This is a genomic window from Anatilimnocola floriformis (genome assembly GCF_024256385.1).
GTDB lineage: Bacteria > Planctomycetota > Planctomycetia > Pirellulales > Pirellulaceae > Anatilimnocola > Anatilimnocola floriformis.
Genome location: NZ_JAMLFW010000004.1, coordinates 16,137 through 33,397 on the forward strand (window position 1 = coordinate 16,137; position 17,261 = coordinate 33,397).

The 17,261-nt window shown below is 56.5% G+C and carries 12 protein-coding genes and 1 tRNA gene; 1 reads left to right on the forward strand and 12 read right to left on the reverse strand.

Annotation, left to right across the window (positions count from 1 at the left end; genetic code table 11):
* Nucleotides 1-134 precede the first annotated feature (134 nt).
* Both M9Q49_RS34195 and M9Q49_RS34200 read right to left on the reverse strand, forming a co-directional pair.
* Nucleotides 135-8,417 carry an autotransporter-associated beta strand repeat-containing protein gene (locus M9Q49_RS34195; protein WP_254513832.1) on the reverse strand — a complete coding sequence of 2,761 codons (8,283 nt, stop codon included), beginning with the start codon at nt 8,415-8,417 and terminating at the stop codon, nt 135-137.
* 511 nt (nt 8,418-8,928) lie between these two features.
* Nucleotides 8,929-9,375, reverse strand: a complete 447-nt coding sequence (locus tag M9Q49_RS34200) for a cytidine deaminase (RefSeq protein ID WP_254513833.1) — start codon at nt 9,373-9,375, stop codon at nt 8,929-8,931.
* A gap of 148 nt (nt 9,376-9,523) precedes the next feature.
* On the opposite strand from M9Q49_RS34200, the gene M9Q49_RS34205 reads away from it, so the two are divergent.
* A tRNA-Val gene (locus M9Q49_RS34205) sits at nt 9,524-9,597 on the forward strand.
* Nucleotides 9,598-9,765: 168 nt separating this feature from the next.
* Here M9Q49_RS34205 and M9Q49_RS34210 read toward each other — a convergent pair.
* From M9Q49_RS34210 to M9Q49_RS34255, 10 genes are all read right to left on the reverse strand, one after another.
* Complete coding sequence (locus M9Q49_RS34210) at nt 9,766-10,104, reverse strand: hypothetical protein (protein WP_254513834.1); 339 nt, start codon at nt 10,102-10,104, stop codon at nt 9,766-9,768.
* 115 nt (nt 10,105-10,219) lie between these two features.
* Nucleotides 10,220-11,080, reverse strand: coding sequence for a hypothetical protein (locus tag M9Q49_RS34215; protein WP_254513835.1), 861 nt, complete (start codon nt 11,078-11,080; stop codon nt 10,220-10,222).
* A gap of 433 nt (nt 11,081-11,513) precedes the next feature.
* Nucleotides 11,514-12,527, reverse strand: a complete 1,014-nt coding sequence (locus tag M9Q49_RS34220) for a hypothetical protein (protein ID WP_254513836.1) — start codon at nt 12,525-12,527, stop codon at nt 11,514-11,516.
* A gap of 1 nt (nt 12,528) precedes the next feature.
* Complete coding sequence (locus M9Q49_RS34225; RefSeq protein WP_254513837.1) at nt 12,529-13,170, reverse strand: glycosyltransferase family 25 protein; 642 nt, start codon at nt 13,168-13,170, stop codon at nt 12,529-12,531.
* The gene (locus M9Q49_RS36310; RefSeq protein ID WP_449224122.1) at nt 13,170-13,571 is read right to left on the reverse strand and encodes a phage tail fiber protein; all 402 of its coding nucleotides are present in this window, start codon (nt 13,569-13,571) and stop codon (nt 13,170-13,172) included. Before M9Q49_RS36310 ends, M9Q49_RS34225 begins: the two co-directional genes overlap by 1 nt.
* A gap of 28 nt (nt 13,572-13,599) precedes the next feature.
* Nucleotides 13,600-13,899, reverse strand: a complete 300-nt coding sequence (locus M9Q49_RS34235) for a hypothetical protein (protein ID WP_254513839.1) — start codon at nt 13,897-13,899, stop codon at nt 13,600-13,602.
* Between the two features lie 178 nt (nt 13,900-14,077).
* Entirely contained in the window at nt 14,078-14,458 is a 381-nt protein-coding gene (locus M9Q49_RS34240; RefSeq protein WP_254513840.1) for a hypothetical protein, read from the reverse strand.
* 182 nt (nt 14,459-14,640) lie between these two features.
* Nucleotides 14,641-15,912: a hypothetical protein gene (locus M9Q49_RS34245; RefSeq protein WP_254513841.1), complete on the reverse strand. Its 1,272-nt coding sequence runs from the start codon at nt 15,910-15,912 to the stop codon at nt 14,641-14,643.
* A gap of 8 nt (nt 15,913-15,920) precedes the next feature.
* Nucleotides 15,921-16,286 (reverse strand): hypothetical protein, encoded by a 366-nt coding sequence (locus M9Q49_RS34250; RefSeq protein ID WP_254513842.1) that lies wholly within the window; start codon nt 16,284-16,286, stop codon nt 15,921-15,923.
* Between the two features lie 14 nt (nt 16,287-16,300).
* Complete coding sequence (locus M9Q49_RS34255) at nt 16,301-17,254, reverse strand: hypothetical protein (RefSeq protein ID WP_254513843.1); 954 nt, start codon at nt 17,252-17,254, stop codon at nt 16,301-16,303.
* Nucleotides 17,255-17,261 lie beyond the last annotated feature (7 nt).

Below are 17,261 nucleotides of genomic sequence, written 5' to 3' on the forward strand. Positions count from 1 at the left end.
TCGACCTGGTGCGCGCGTGAGTTTCGCGTTTCTTACCGTTACGTAACTCTATCTCACGCGTGCGAGATTGCCGCGACAAAGCAAGGTTTCAACAGCGCTGATGGTGTGGATTGCAACGATTCTACGGCCGCTTATTAGGTCGGACCGAATCGCTCATCGCTCCCCATCGCCGGTCCGTTGTAGTCCTGCGGCGTGAGGCGTGGCGACACATCGGCCGTTTCCCAGCAGAAGTCGTCGTCTCCCAGACCACCGAAGGCTTCGTCATGAACGCCGTCGTGAGTAATCGTATCGAGCGACGAACGATTCCCCGCAGTGGCCCATTGGGTGAGGAGTGTCAGCAACGCGACATCGTTCGATATCGGGCTGAAATAGGTCACAGGGCTGAAAGTGGTAGTGTTCGCAACGCTCGTCCAACTGCTGGTTTCGTTGGCCACGCTGCCACTGATCAGCAAGTCGTTTCCATCGCCACCGTCGATCAGGTCGGCCCCCGTACCACCGATCAATACATCGTTGCCGATGCCGCCGTAGAGCTTGTCGTCATTGCCGCCGCCACTCAGCAGGTCGTTCCCCACTTGGCCGCCGAGAACATCGTTGCCGGCGCCACCGTACAGACGATCGTCGCCATCAGAGCCATCGAGCAGGTCATCGCCCTGCCCGCCGTAGGCGTAGTCATTGCCGCCGCCAGCCGACACTTGATCGTCGCCGCCGCCGCCATAGAAGACATCGTTGCCCCCCAAGCCACTGAGAATGTCGTTGCCACCGACGGCGGAATCTTGCGGCGTGGGATCGGTGGGAAGTGTCGGTGCATTGTCGCCCCAGATCACATTGTCGCCGCCGCCACCATTAATGCTGTCGCTCCCCAAGCCGCCCGACAGCCAATCGTTGCCAGTCGCACCGCTGATGTAGTCGTCGCCCCCTTCGCCATAGAATTCGGCGGGGATGCGAAGATTGGCCTGCGTGATGTAATCGTTTGAGTCGCCGGAATACATCACGGTCTTGTTACTGGCGCGATAATCACCGACTGTTGAATTGATGCGCACTCGCACGCCGTTAGGATTGGCGTTCGACGAGTTGACGACAAACTGCACCATATCGACCCCGGGCGTGCCGCGGCCAAACAGATCGCCGATTTGCACGTTGGTCAATTTGCCTTGATCGACCAGATTCATGTCTTCGATCTCGGTCCAGTTCAACGGCTGTATGCCGGATACCGCGAGAGCTCCCGGTGAGTTCGAAGAAACGATGACCGGCGCTGTGTTGCCGATGCCGCTGATATCGAGATTGAGGACGTCGCCGACAATGTCGCCTAGCGGCGACGCCACGCCGATCGGCGTACCACCGTCGATGTTGATCGCTGTCGAAACGCTAGGGCGAATGCTGCGAATCGTTCCAGGCACCACCAGGCCGACGTTGCTGCTGCCGGTGCCGACAAGGTTCTGAGGATTTTCGCCAAAGCGATCGACCCCATCGTTCGCGTGCGGATTGCCGGGCGCGTCGCCATACAAATTGATCGTCGAGACGCCGCTCGTCACGCCCGTGGGAGTAAAGCCCGCGCCGCTGCCGCCCAGTTGATCGGAAGTAAACAGCAGGAACTGATCGCTGCCGATCCAGCCCGAAATGTTGACGATGCTCAGATCATGCACTGGCACTGTGTTTACAAATCGGCCATCGATTTTGTCATCGCCAGCGGTGGCCGAGTAATTCAGCACGTCGATGTTGCGGAAGATCACATCGCTGCTGGTCGTCGTCGTAATGCCATCGATAAAGTAGTCAGCCGACGTCAGCGGATTGACCGCGCCGATCACGACGTCGTCGCCACTGGTGTCACCGGTATCGATGATCGTCAGCGTGTCGGTGTTGCCGGCCAGGTTGCCGTCGGTGCCGTCTATTGTGACGGTTCCCAGAATCTGATCGACCGTGTTCGAGCCGTTGCAAAGTTCGAACAAATCACTCCCGCCGCCGCCAACCAGTAATGCAGCAACCGTGGCGGGGAGTGTTTGCAAGCGGAGTGTATCGGCAGCCGTATCGCCGCCGGCGATGCCAAGCCAGTTGTTCGTATTGCCCGCGTTGATTTGCAGCGAAGTGAGCACTCCGGCATCGACGCTAACCACTTGAATGTTTTCGGCGCCGTCGCCGCCGACGACGGTGAGCCCGCTGAATCCACTGCTGCTGGTCGTCGGCAACCCGACATCAGCGGCGACTTGCGTCTGCGTCCCAATGTCGGTCAGCGTGAGCGTGCTCAGCGCCGGCGTGGCAGTGCCATCGATTAGCAACGCTCCACCGTTGCCACTGAGACTGACCGGTTCGATCTTCTCAAACGAAACTAACAGCGAGGGTGCTCCGAGCGTAGCGAACGTACCTGGCGCGACCAGTAAATTGCCGCTGCCGGTGCTCGTCGTGTCGCTGAACAGCGCAGCGTTGCTGGTTGAGGTCAGATTCAACTGCAGCGAGTCCGTGCCGCCGCCAGCATCGAAGTGGAACGACACATCGCTGGCATCCCAAGGTGCGCCGGTGGGCCTCAGAGTTTCCAAAGTCAGATCGGCGCTGCTGCCGAGGTGCGAGCCTGCGCTTACGCCGCCGCCGATGCCGGTGTTGTTCACGATCGGAGCACCCCCAGCAAACATCGGGAGTCCACCGGCAGTCTCTTGAATCGTCAGCGTTTCGTTGTCGTTCGAGCCGATGATCGTGAGCGACTGAATGCCGGTCTTCGCGCCGCTGAAGATAGGAGCGGCATTCACATTCAATTGAAGATTCGCTCCATCCGGGCTGATCTGCGCGAGAATCGCATCCGGGCTCGCGTTTTCGTAGCCCAAGTACTTCATATCGACCACGAGGTTATACGGCAGGACCGGCGACGTGATGATGTTTTCGATGTTGTCGTACACCAGGCTGGCCGCCGCCGCGCCGAAGCTGAACGCGCCGCTGCCGGATCCCGGCGTGAGCGTGAGCGTCGGCACACCGAGGCCGGTCAGCACCAGCGTAAGCGAATCGCCGATGGGTGTTCCCGTGGGAGCCGCGCCGAATACTTGAATCGGCGTGAGGATGTTCGCAGTATCTTGATCGGGACGAATCGTGAATGAGTCGCCAATTGTATCGGTCCCGCCGTTGATCACTGCCAACGTCGCATCGAGATCGGCGAGCAGATTCAGCGAACCGCCGATGCTCGGATCGACGCTGCCGGCATCGAGATTGATGGTGATCGTTCCACTGGCAGCCAGCAGCGCCGTAGCCGGTGCGGTCATCGCATCGCCGGCATTCAAAGTCAGCGTCGAACCGGTCGATTGTAGAATCACATTGGCATTCACGGTCAAATCGTCACCAACGGCTGCGGTGTCGACTGCAGACAGGACGGCCGCGCCACTCGCGGTGACATTGGCTGCAAGCGTCAGCGGACCGACATTGCCGACGGTTAATGCGCCCCCTTGGTTGCGAGCACCAAAGCTAAGCGTCCGCAGATCAGAAACCGTGAGGAGGGCAGCTGCGTTGCTATTGAGTACGTTCACCACGCCGCTCGTGATGTTGCTCAATTGAATTACGCTCAGCGCCGTTTCGATGGGATCAACCGCAGTGCCGATCCCCGTCGCGGCTTGCAGGAAGATGTTTGTTCCCGTGATGTTGTTGTCATCGTCCGCATCGGTGATCGCGCCACCAGCGACGATGCCGCCGCCCGTGGTCGTCGTGACATTGGCGATTGCGGCGGATCCCGTCGTCGTCAACGTGTTCGCGCCCAAAGCCAGCGTGCTGTCGTTCGTTCCCGCACCGATGTCACCAGCGCCGACAAACGATGAAATAGTTTCGCTGGTCAGCAGTTGCAATGTTGCGCCCAGAGAAACATTGACCGGGCCACCTGCATTGGCAATAGCATTGCCGTTCTGCAGGGCCAGTATTCCCTCGGTAACGAACGTGGTTCCGGAATAAGTATTGGTTCCTGCCAGCGTCAAAGTGCCCGCGCCGACTTTCGTGAAGTTCCGCCCCGCGGCTGTTTCATTGATAACGCCAGTGATGGTTAGTGAGCCGCCTGCGTCCACGCCGATGTTGCGCGTGCCGGTGTCATTGTGCAGCCGCAACGTGCTCGCAAAAGAGTTCGCGCCATTGACACTGCGGAACGTGGGATTGCTCGTCGTCGCTGCCCCCGAGAGATAAATCGTTTTGCCGGCGGGAATGCTCACTCCGCCGTTGAGTTCAACGACCGCGTTCGGTCCGAGTACGTGAAAATAGTTGCCGACGATCGAATTATTGCTGCGGAGGCTAATCACGCCTTCGGCGACATCCATGTAAAAAGTGCCGCCGTTTGTGCCCGAGAGAATCAGTGTGCCAGGGCCGTTCTTATAGGCGTAACCGTTCGAGGTGATGTTGCCGCTGACGGTTAGCGTGCCAGCCGCAATGGTGAGGTAACTGATCAGCGTGTTCGAGAACAAGATCGTGCCGGTCCACGTATTGTCACCGGCCGCGTTCCGAATCATGCCTCCCGTACCCGTTGGATTGTAGGTTGCAGCGTTCGCGACGGTGATGTTATTACGCAAATCAAGCGTGCCACCACCCAGGACGATGACCGCACCCGTACCGAGTGCGCTACCGTTGGAAATATCAATCACGCCAGCCGTCAACGTCGTGGTGCCGGTGTAAGTGTTCGCCGTCGGCAGCGACAGCGTACCCGCCCCCAACTTGTTGATCGCCGTTCCAGGCAGCGAAGGGCTTGTACCGTTCTGTCCTAAATCGCGAATGACCCCGGTGATGGTTAGATCGTTGCCGACCACGGTATCGGCCACGTTGATGTTCAGGGTCCGTGGCGTTGCATTGTTGACCAGATAGATCCCCGCCGAGATGGTCGATGCCGCCGAACCTGTGATTAAAAACGTTCCGTTGGACGAATCACCCACGCGGAAAGGATTGCCCGTGACCGTGCCGCCGTTGAGCGTCAAATTGTTCAGAAAGTTGCTGGCATCGGTCGCAGTGCCAGCGGTGAAATTCACCGTACCGCCATTCACCACCACGTTGTTCGTGCTGGCGAGGTTCCATTCACTGGCTACATTCAAAATGGCTCCAGTGCCGACAGTAATCGTGGTCGCTAACGGGAAATAACCGCTATCGACAGCGGCTCCTGTGCGGTTCAACACCAGCGTTCCGTTGCTCACTCCCACGCTGCCAGTGAATGTGCCGACCGTGCCCGACAATGTTTGCGTGCCCGTACCGGCCTTGATAATCGACAGCGCACCACTGCCGTTCTGCAACGTACCGCTAAAGTTGCCGCCACCGTTCCCTCCGCCGATGGTGAGCGTATTGGCGCCAACGATATTCTGCACCGTGCCCGAGCCATTCAGCGAATTGATCGTCTGCGCCACGTTGTTCAATTGCAGTGTGCCGTTCGCCGTAACCGAACTGGCCGAAGAGAGCGTGGCTGCATTCCCCGGTTGAAAGGTCGACGCGGCATTGATCGTTAGGTTGCCCGTCCAGGTATTCGCCACGCCGTCGTGTGTGACGCGTCCGCCCGAAATCGTCACGTCAGCCGTTCCCGACCAGACCGCTGTCGCGCCGGACCAGGTGACGCGATCACTGCTGCCGTTGATCGTCAAAGGATGCAAAATCTGTAACCCGCCTGGCAGCACCTGTTGAGCGTTGTAAGTGCCGATCGCCGACGGCGAGGTCGGCGCCGCCGCTGCAACGATGATCGTGTTCGGAATATTCGCTCCCAAACGCAACTGCGTCACGGCAGTTCCGGTTGTCGCTGTTCCGAGTGTGATGGTACCTGTGCTGGCGGAGTTGACGCCCGCGACTTGCAACTTGCCCGACTCGACAATCGTGTTGCCCGTGTACGTATTCGCCGCGTTCCCCAAAATGACTCGATTGCCGCCGTCAGCGGCACTCAAACCACCAGAGCCACCCTTGATGGTGACCGGCCCAGTGCCGCTGATTACACCGTTGAAGGAGTACCACCAATCCGTAGCAGCGCCGTTTGCAGGAACTTCCAAGATCGCCGGCCGTTGCAGCGTGATGGTGCCCGAGTGAGAAGCGTACTGCGAAGTCCCGAGCAAGGTCGCAGTCCCGGTACCGCTGGAACTCACCGTGATCGGATTCGCGATGTTCGCGCCGAGTCCGAGCGTCACGTTGCTCGCCCGCGTGCTCGCATCTCCCAGCGTGATGCCACCCGTCCCAGCTGCGGTCGCGTTGTTGAGTTGCAGCGTTCCTTGGCTGATGGTGGTGCCCGCCGTGTAGAGCCCCGCTCCGGTTAAGGTAAGAGTGCCGGCCCCGATTTTGCGCAAGGCGAGAAAGGCATTGTTTTGCGCACCTTGTCCAATGCTGCCCGCGAACGTACTCGTTGTGTCGCCAGCGCCGACGGTCAAAGTTTGCACCGCGCTGTTGCTGGTCGGCACCCACACACTCCCCGCGCCCGTCAGACCTGCGATCGTCTCCGTGCCGCCGCCAACCGTATCGAGCCGAAAGTTGCCGTTGTTCGTTACCGTGGCGGTATCAGGAATGACTTCGCTGGCCGACAGCCGCAAATACACGCCGCTGTTGATCGTTACGCCGCCAGCAAAACTATTGCCGGGGTTGTTGAGTTCCAGACCAGGAGTACCGCCGCCCCCAGCAGCCGTAAATCCACCTGGACCGCTAATCACGCCGCTCAACAGGCGATAGTTATTGTTCGGCGCAATCGTATTGCCCGTGTTGTTGAGCGTGATGTTGTTGGCCAGATTCACCGAGGTATTCAGCGTTCCGCCGTTCATCGTCAACACACCCGTGCCGAGTGCTGCCGTGTTCGAGGCCGTCAACGTTCCAGCGGTGACCGTTGCGCCACCAGTAAAAGTATTCGCGCCGCCAAGTGCAAAGGTTCCCACTCCCAGCTTGGTGACGCTCCCCGCGCCCGAGACCACGCCGTTGTAAGTCGTCACACCAGCAGTTCCCGCGTCCAAGATCGTGGCTCGGTTGAGCGCCAACGTTCCAGTGCTCGTCGCCGTCGCTGTTTCGCCCGAGATCGTCACTGTGCCCGTTCCACTCGCGCTTACGACCAGCGGATTCGCAATTCCAGCGAGCAGACTGAGCTGAATGTTGTTGGCCAGCGTGTTCGCATCGCCCAGCGTCACCGTCTGCGTACCAAAGCCCGTCGCAGCCGTCGTTCGCAACGTCCCTTGGCTCAACGTGGTGCCGCCGGTGTAAGTATTCACGCCGCCGAGCGTCAGCGAACCGCTCCCCGTTTTCGTAACTGTGCCCGTTCCTGAGATCACACCGCTGTAAGTGGTCGTGGCCGTTTGATTCACCGTCAACGCCAACGCGCCGAGCACGATGTTGCCGCCCGTCGTTCCACCACCCGACAGCGAAGCCACCGTTGCCGCTTGTGAAGCAAGCGTGAAATTCACACCGGCCGTGTTGTCGAGAATCAGATTAACTGCCGAGAGATTATTGCTCCCGTTCATCTGCGCCAGGCCGCCACCTTGAACCTGAATCGTGCCCGCCGACACCGTGGTGTTGTCGAGAAAGAGCGTGTTCGTGCCGACCTTCGATAGCGTAAAGTTATTCATCGTGATCGAGTTCGGGCCGTGGCCCGAGTTGATCATGCGAATGCTACCCGTGCCGCCGATCGAGGCATTGGCGGTCAGTGCAATGAACGATATCGAGCGATTGCCCGTGCCACTGTCACCGCCGTTGTTCACAAACGCGCCTTGGCCAGCGGTGCCAGTTCCCGCAATCGTGATTCCGTAGAAAAAGTCGATGCCGCCCGTCGCACCCCGCGAAGAGCCATTCATGTCGACTGTCGCGCCATTAGCCACCTGAATCTTCGTGACGGCCGTGTTGAAAGCACCGAACGCCCCGCTGACGGAAGTTGTATTGCTGCTGATCGCGATGCCCGCGTCGATCAAATTGTTGCCGGTGTACGTGCTCACCGCGCCGAGATTCAATGTGCCGGCGCCGATCTTTCGCAATCCGCCCGTGCCCGACATGACGGCCGCCGCGCCGGTGACAATGGTCGACGTTCCTTGCGTGTCGATCGTCGTATCGGCGACCATCGTGAACGGTGTGTTGAGCGTGTTCGTTCCCGTCGTAGAAATGATGTCGGTTCCCGCGTTGTCGAGCGAGATCGCATTGCCGCTGATCGAATAACCGCCGGCCGTGAACTGCAACGTGTAACTATTGAGCGCGGTCGTGTTGTTTGTTTGCGTGAGGTTCAGCCCGGCCGCATCAAAGATCAGCGTATCGCCATCGGCAGGCAGCGCGTCGCCGGACCAGTTGGTGCTGACGCCCGCGGTCCCCGTGCCCCAGTTGCCGTCGACATCGCCCACCCAAGTCAACGTCGCCAGCAGCGAACGTACTTCGAGTTGTTCGAAGAACATTCGCCGGCGGCGATTGATCTGGCGAGCCGAGAAAGCAATCCGTTGCGAGTGAAGTTCACGAGTGCGCAGACTAGCGGCGAGGCGAGGCATGGATGGCGAGCTTCCCGGGGGCGGTTCAGTTAGCGCGCAGCACGACCACGCGGAGTTGTGGCTCCGTTTTTCAGGACATGCGCGCAGTCAAGCCATGCTCTGTCGGCAGCAATGGCACGGGTGGGAGGCGAGCGACGAACGAGACCAAGGACCTCGGGAAGAGCGAGGATTTACCTTCGGCAGGGAGGAGCAAACCGCTGGGTCACGGGAGGCGAGAGAGTGCCGACCACATGCTGAAGTCCCACTCGGCTGCTTCGAAAACGTCGCAAGCCAACGACTCAGGAAGAGGATTCATCGTCGAGGCCAAGCTTAATTTCCACTTGCGATGTTGACAATGGTTCTGCGAATAATTCCGCGCTTTTCTGCCGTAACTTTGCAAGACTTTGAACGCGACAGAGTGTCGCAACCGCAGCGCGCGCAGTAAACCGTCATGAGGATGAACCCCCTCTCACCGGTGCATCGCAATGCAGCCACGTGGGGGAATGAGCCGCTCACGCCGACGTTGCAGCATTCACGAGAAATTTTTTTTCTCAAAAATGAAGCGTCCAGGCAGCAAATCGGCCATGTTTACTTCTGCAACCTGATCGGGCCGCTGCACATCGACGAGCAAAATGGACAACTGCGGCGCAAACTCCGCCAGCACTTGTCGACACGCGCCACACGGAGAGACACCACCAGCCGAAGCAATCGCCAGGCGTGCAAACTGCTGCTCGCCATCGGCTACTGCCGAAAAGATCGCCGTGCGCTCGGCGCAATTCGTCAAACCATACGAGGCATTTTCGACATTGCAGCCGACGAACTGCTTACCAGCAGGTGTAACGATCGCAGCTCCCACCAGAAACTTCGAATAGGGCGCAAACGCCCGCTCGCGCACCGCCAGCGCCGCCTCGACCAGGGCACGATCTTCGACAGATAGCTCCGCCAGCTGACGAAACACGATCGGCAAGGGAGACGACATACGGCTCAACACCTTCGAGCGAGTCACAAGCAACCAATCAACAAACAACGTTCGCTCATTCTGCCGTCGGCCTCCTCGCATTGACAGCCCATCGCCACCGAATCTACGATGCAAGGGCTTCGCGGCAGGGCACTGTCCTGCCGCATCCGGGCGGTTAGCTCAGTTGGTTAGAGCGCCACTCTTACACAGTGGATGTCGTGGGTTCGAGTCCCCCACCGCCCATTCGCAAAGCCTTATCAGATAACGAGTTACAGCTTAGGTAACTTTGGGTAAATCGCCTTGGGTAAAACCTTGGGTAAATCGGGACGTTCAGACGGAAACGGAAACGAAAAAAGCCACCGGCAAATAATCCGGTGGCTTTCTTTGTATACGTTCTGAGGACTTAGGCAACTACTTCCCGAAGTTCTCTAGCGACTTTAGAACGTCGATTGCTGCGGCCACGCTTCCGGCCTGCCGCACGAACTCGCTTGCCGAAGCAATCAACCCGGCTGCCGATCCGTTCGATGCCGCAGCTTTAGCCGCAGGTTTCTTTCCTGCCTTGCCGCCGCTGCGTTTTTTCGTCAGCCCCATTTTGCTTTTGATCGTGGCCACGAGCGGTTCGGAAACTGTCGTCCCCGTTTTTGCAAGAGCCTCGATTACTTCGGCGCTCTTTGCCGTCTTGTGATCCGTGAAGTAGGCCCGAATCATCTCAGACTTGTTGCCGTCGTTTGCCGCTGCTTTCTTCGCCATTCGATTCACTCCCGATGTAGAGAACTAAAAACCAACCGAGAGGCTATCTTGCTTTGAACTTTCTCTATAGTCCACCGCACTGACTATATTCTTTCAAGCAACTTCTTGACGATTATCAAACGTCTAGTTGACCACGGTTCCGCTTTATAACGAACTCGCCACGGTTCCGCTTGATACTCAGCCTGCCTCGATTCGTTCGGCCTGCGAGTGAACCCGTCAGCCGCAGGTTGCAGTAACCCGACGACGAACCGACAGCCGAACCGGCAAGCGTAATCGAACCGGCTCCCGTGCCACTAACCACGCTCGCAGCCACAACCGAACCGAGCGCCGAACTTACCATCGTGATCGAACCGGACGCTGTGCCGCTGCGGTAGTTGTTCACCACCGAACCGATAGCCGAACCACTCACGCCAACCGAACCGGACGCTGTGCCGTTCACGTAGGTAAACACCTTTGAACCAACCGCCGAACCGGAAAGAACAATCGAACCGGACGCAGTGCCGTTCTTCACGTTCGCAGGAACAATCGAGGCGACACCCGAACCCGATAGACCTATCGAACCGGACGCAGTGCCGTTGACCACGCTCGCAGCCACAACCGAACCTGCGGCCAATCCGCTCAACGATACGCTCCCCGAACCCGTGCCGCTGACTTGAGTCACGGGAACAATCGAGGCAACCGCCGAACCGCTTAGGCCAATCGAACCGGACGCAGTGCCATCAACGATAACCACGGCAGCGGAACCAACCGCCGAACCGGACAACGATATTGTTCCCGAACCTGTGCCGCTGACTTGAGTCACGGAAACAATCGAGGCAACCGCCGAACCATCGAGAGCGATTGCACCGGACGCTGTGCCGCCGATGACAGTGACGGGCACAATCGAGGCAACCGCCGAACCATCGAGGGCAATCGAACCGGACGCTGTGCCATTGACTAGGACGATAGCCGAACTACCGACAGCCGAACCGGACAACGCTATGGTTCCGCTGCCTGATCCATCGACCACAACCACGGCAGATGAACCGACAGCGGAACCCGATAGCGTAATCGAACCGGACGCAGTGCCGCTGATGACAGTGACGGGCACAATAGAAGCGACTGCCGAACCATCGAGGCTTATCGATCCGCTCGCAGTGCCGTTCACCACAACAACCGCAGCGGACCCAACCGCCGAACCTGATAGAGATATTGAACCGGACGCTGTGCCGTTGACCACAACCACGGCAGCGGAACCGACAGCCGAACCCGAAAGGGTAATCGAACCTGAGCCTGTGCCCTCGATGTCGCCGCAGTCGCCGCCACCATCTTCGCACGGGTTGATCGTTGCTAGTTGTGAGCGACCGAGAATAAAACAGTCGCTGCCTAAGATTGAGTTGTAAGCCATACCCTATGTATGGCCAAGCGGCTTAACTTGCGCTGCCGCTGCCTGCCGTGTAAACTTCCTGCTCGATGACTTCTAACGTCGCTGCCCAGTTTGTGGTAACGGACGATTCAGTGTTTTGCACGATGACGTTAAATGTATTGGAACCGGTGGTCACGTTGCACTTCATCGCCACGCCGCCTGCCATGTTCCCGTTGTAGTCGGTGCCGAAGTCTCGATTAGATTGGCCAGAGGCAAGCAACTGAGTGAGCGGGTAAAGCGTGACGGATGGTTCCACGTAGGCAACCCACGAGTAATGCCAAACGGCTGCGGCGAAATTGCTGTCAACACCGAATACCCGCAACGAACAATGCACCATGCAATTGGGGCGAAAGAATTGTAAGCCCCCAAGCTCATTAAAATACATATACACTTGCGAGGTATCGCTGTTGATCTTTGAACCGACACAACGATAAGTTTGCGTGTGGAAGCTGCCGTTCTGCCGGTTGCTTTCATAGATCACATCGGGTGTCATCATCGTGCAGCCGTTGCCAATCGCCACGCTGTAAGCTGCCTCGTCTGAAGAGTGGCTGTCGCCGATTGCAACCGTGCCCGCAACTGAACCTAAAAGGCTGTTTGAATTGCCCAGCACTTTGCAGCTATCACCCTCAACCGCATTAGCATAGCCGTTCACGTTGTTGGAATATCCGGTAATCGTGTTGTTGTAGCCAAACACGTAGTCGCTCGCATCGGACACGTAGTTGTTCACGCCGCTATTGTGCATCATCGAGTTCAACGCACCTTTGCTGAGCACCGGCACTACATCAGCACCTGAAGAATGACTTGCCGCAGTTGTTCCTTCGGCCCCTCGCTCGACCGCATTCAATTGGCCAGTCTGTGCTGTCTCGATTCGGATAATCTCGTCATCGATCATCACACGATAATCACCAGTGAGGGGGAAGCCTGTGACATCAGTAATCGGAATGGCCGTGACAGAATTGTTGATGCCGCTAGAGAGAGTTGTGCGGATCGGATCATTTACAAACAGTTCAGTTTTCATGCTATATATAGTTTCGCTCAAGCGACTTTAGCTCATTCCACATTCGCTCATCGTAGATACCATCAGGCCCGATGTCAGAGAGGCTTGACCGTTGACCGAACAACCACTGTTCCGGGCAATAGACTTTGTGCAGGGCGCACCACTTGCCGATAGCGTGGTCGATGTGATCGGTTGTTGCATACAGCAGCCGCAATATGGTTGGCATTGTCCGGCGAGGTAGAACATAGGCATGAGTGCGGCAGACATACCGGCCCCTGAAGATCCATTCAAAGTCAGTCCACAATAACTTCGGCGGCAGAATGTGTTGACCACCGAGGAACAACATGTCCCAATCGTGCGGCACGTTCTTGCAAAAGATTTCTAGCTTCGGCCAAATGTCCTTGGTCCAACAAACATCGTCCTCAAGGACAAAGATTTGTTCTTCGTTGTTGGCAAGTGCATCCTCGATGACTCGGATGTGGGATTGACGACAACCCCATGCACCGGCATTTGCTTTCCAATTGCGGGGCAAAGGCAGGTTCGTTCCATCAACCGCTTTGACAACCGTGACCGGCGAACATGGCCAGCCGTGTTCTATCTGGTTGTCGGCGAATTCCTTCAGCCGATCTTCACGCCGAGCAAGATTGATTAGGTAAGTTTTCATTAGCTGAGCGTGATGTCGAGGGCACCGATAGCAAGCTTGAACCGTTCGCACGCTGCAACCGAACCACCAGTGATCGAACCATAAGCAAGCAAGTTGCCTGCACTCGATGCGTCAGTGATAGCCCAATGCGTTGCGGTGTAGGAACCGGCAGCGGCAGGGAACAAGATGTCAGAAAGATTCTGCGTGGCCAAGTCAGTCGTGCCGTCCCAATTAGAATCGGACGCACCGAGCGATTGCCGTGCATAGTTGCCGTCAGCTACTTCAACAATAGTGCTGCCGGTTGACGATGACGTGGGCGACGTTGTGCAAAGACAAACGTAGCGAGTAGTTGTTTTTGACCACGTATCCGTGCGGAGTAAGTGGTTGCGGAATAGATTGCCTGCGTATTTTGATATAGCCATACCGTATGTATGAACGGCAATTCAAATTTCACGCAGTCAAAGCGAGCAGCGGTTCAACGTCGAAGAATGTGACACCATCGGCCACGCTGGTAAACTCAAAGTAATAGACGTTCCCATACTTCACATTGATTAGTTCCGCAGGGGAGAGCGTGTAGAGATACACCCCCTCGTCATCGTCTTCAGTGAATTCTAGTTCCTCATCGCTGAGGTATTCACCGGCGAAGCCTTGGCGAATCTTGGCCGTGACAGTTGCACCGGAAACCGGATTGCCGGTGTCTTTGTCCAGCAATGTATATGCGATTACGTTTGTTGATTTGATTGCAAGCATACCCTATCTACGCTTGCCACATCCACAATCACCGGGCATCTTCGGCGCAATCTTCACTCCCTTGCACGTTGCCTTGCACATCGAGGGATCACCGGCACACGGAACAATCCTGCCGCACACTCGACACTTGACTTGCTTATCGTTCAACCGGTCAAAGACACACCACTTCATATTGTCCTTACGGGATAGGGGTGACATCACAATCCCAGCCGAACGGGATCAACTCAGCAGAGAAGTAACGCACCCAGCCCTCAGCGTGAATCGTTCCGCCCTCGGTGCAATCATAGGGACCATCGCCGGTGATGTTGCCTGCAAAGGTATAGTTGCCAGGGTATCCAGGCGGCACGCCGAAAGCTGCAAAGTTCGTTTCGATTCTCATCGAGAGGCGAAGGTAAGTTGGTGGGCCACTCTCCCCGATGTTCATTCCAATCCAACGGATGTTGCCAGTAAATCCACCGTATGAAGTGCTGCACACATTGGGAGCACCAACGAGATAACCGCCGCAAGTCAATGGCGTGCTGCCGCTCAACGGTGTCCCTCGGTCGATGGTGATGGTCACACCTTCCAAGCAACCACACTCGCCGACGCAATTATAAAAGTAACATGACCACCCGGAAGGAACCGAACCTTCACACGCTGCGCATTCACTTGGACAACAACACGCAGAACTAGTTGTTCTGATTCCAGTGGTGCCCAATCCCACATAGGTAATTATCTTTCCGTCTTTGGTTGCGATTTTCATTAGCAGTTGGTTCCTTCAATCTGCAATGTCCAATCGCTGACACCTGCACATGCTTCACCGTATATGGTTGCCGTCTTACATTCCAAATCACCATCGGTGTTGATACGTTGTTCGACGATACACGTGCGTGTAACTTTCTGAATGTCAACTATCTCCCAGTTCCAATCAAAGTTATCACCGGGTGAATTCTTCAGGCCGGAACGCATTAGCAATACTTTTGCACCATCAGCACCAGCGTGGCCACGGGGATTAGTCGCCACGGTAATTGGAAACCCAGGTGGTGGCATCCAATATTGGCCATGAACAACAACTGTAAATTGATCAATGCTAGGTGTGCCGCTGCCACAACATGCACCATTTAGTTCGGCAGTGGCAAACAACGCCACCCGATCAACACTGATAACCTGATACTCACCATCCACATGGTGGTAAAGTGCGTGACCATAGGCATCGACAACAACATCCTGAAAGGAACTGAAAGGCGCACGAATGATAACGGTATCTTCGCCCTCTTCTCGTGGGTCGATGCCCTGATGATCGTAATCAAAAACATATGCACGGAATGTATTCGTGTCTGGGTCGATTTGTTCATATGCTCGAAACACAATCCACGAGGCGATGCGCTCCATCCACACCACATCATATTGAACCCGTGTGGTGTCGTCGCTTTCCGATTCGCTTTCACCCGGATCGGTGTAGTCATTGCCACGAGGTATAGCCAAACCACGATAGCCGATCTTGCCTGCCCACATTCCCGGCGATTGATACCAGTCAGCTACCTGCACTCGATCCCCTGCGTTGTCAATCCACACGTCTATCTCTGACAGCTTGAGGACCATTGCTTTAGCGGAACTGCCGATTGTCAAATCTTCCATCAGTTCAAAGTGGATAACATCGGTTCCGCCCCCTTGCGGGATAATCCAATATTGCCCGTCCCTCGCTTCACGCTGGAGAATGACAATGTCCCCATCGTTGTAGGCTTTCGACGCAGGGTTATAGACTTTTATAATCTCGCCGGTCTGCTGTAACTTCCCTGCCGGGTCAGTCTCGACAAGATGCTTGAGCACCTTGACTTCACCCTTGCCCGGTTCAAGATCGGACGCAGCCGCAGGAATCGTATTGTAGGCAGTCGCAAAGATGTGGCCCGATTCACGAGTGATGGGCAAGGAGAACTGCGGCCTGCTAAAGAGCGTGCCGTTGCCGTGATCGTCAAGCAATCGTTGCAGCTTGACAATATCATTATCCGTCAGCCCTTTGAGTTGTTCAGGCATGTGGTTCCTTAATCGTTGAGGAGTAGGAACCGAACCTTGCAGCTTGCCGTATCGGCTTTCAGTTTCAACGTGATGCCGGGTTCAAGCCTGAACTGTGCAGCCTCGCCCGGTTTCAAACGGCCGACAACTTTCATCGTGCCGGAATCGTCAGGCCCGAACTGCACAAAGTTAGTGGCATCGGTATTCAACAGGCAGACTAGGCCGAGGGTAGCAACGTCGCCGACTGCCAAGGCTTCGGCTGATGTGCCTACGGTTTGAATACCGGAATTGGCGCCAAGCGTGTTTTGTGTGATCGTTGGTGATGCGGAGAACGCATCGGTGTATACACCGTTCGTGATGTTCAAACGGACTAAGGTTGTGATTTCATTACTCATACCCTATGTAGTCATCAGGCGAGGAACTTCTTGCACTCAGCTAAGCTATTCGGCAAGTTCAAGACTGAGAAAGCTTTCTCCCCTTGAATCATCTTCGGCGGCAGAAACACCGCAGGAGCACCGTCAGGATTCTTTCCGCCCTGACCATCGAGCAGGCCGAGGTATGGTTGACCGTCATTCCCTTTGAATGCCATTTTCTTACCAGCGACCGGCGAACCTGCGGCCCCAAGATAGAATGAACCGATGTCACATAGTTCAAGCTTCCAGCCTTTTTTCTTGTTCTTGAATGTGAATGTCACCCGGATATAGTCACGGCCAAGCGGCAGTTGCTTTGTCGGTTCCTTCCGCTTGAGTTCCCAAGTGCAAGGGAACATCATCCATTGCCCCTTAGGTCTGCCGAAGAATGTATCGGTCGAAACGTGGTAAGCGTAATCCTCGTTGAGTGCCAGAATGTCGAACGTGATTGGGTAGTTCTTCACGAGCGTGAGGACGTTATAGCCTGATTCTTTTTCCGGTGTTGGATTGCGAAACGGTTCGCCCGCACTGTTGCAGATTGCGCCGTTGAATGCCATGTCTTGACTGCTGCTGATTGTTCCTTGGGCTACTTCCTTGAATGACTCGCCGCTGCCTTTTGCCTCGACGGGTTCATTGATCGGGTCATCGTTCTGAGGTTTCTCTGCCTCAGGTGTCTTGTAGGTGATCGTCACATCCCAGACTGGCTGGTTCGCATCCCTGCGAGTTGCTTGTCGATCCGTGACAACGCAGCCTGCGTCATATTCATATTGTGCTGGCCCATCGAATCTATACGTGTCGCCGATCTGCGGGCACAATGGATAATCCAGCACGATTACATCAGCGTCAAATAGGCTGCTGCATGTGGCCACGAACTTGAGCGTGCGGTTCCAAATACCTTTTTCGTTCTGCTTGCTATCGGGTGTGTCTTGGGCATAGCCCCATTCAGTTATCATCGAGTTC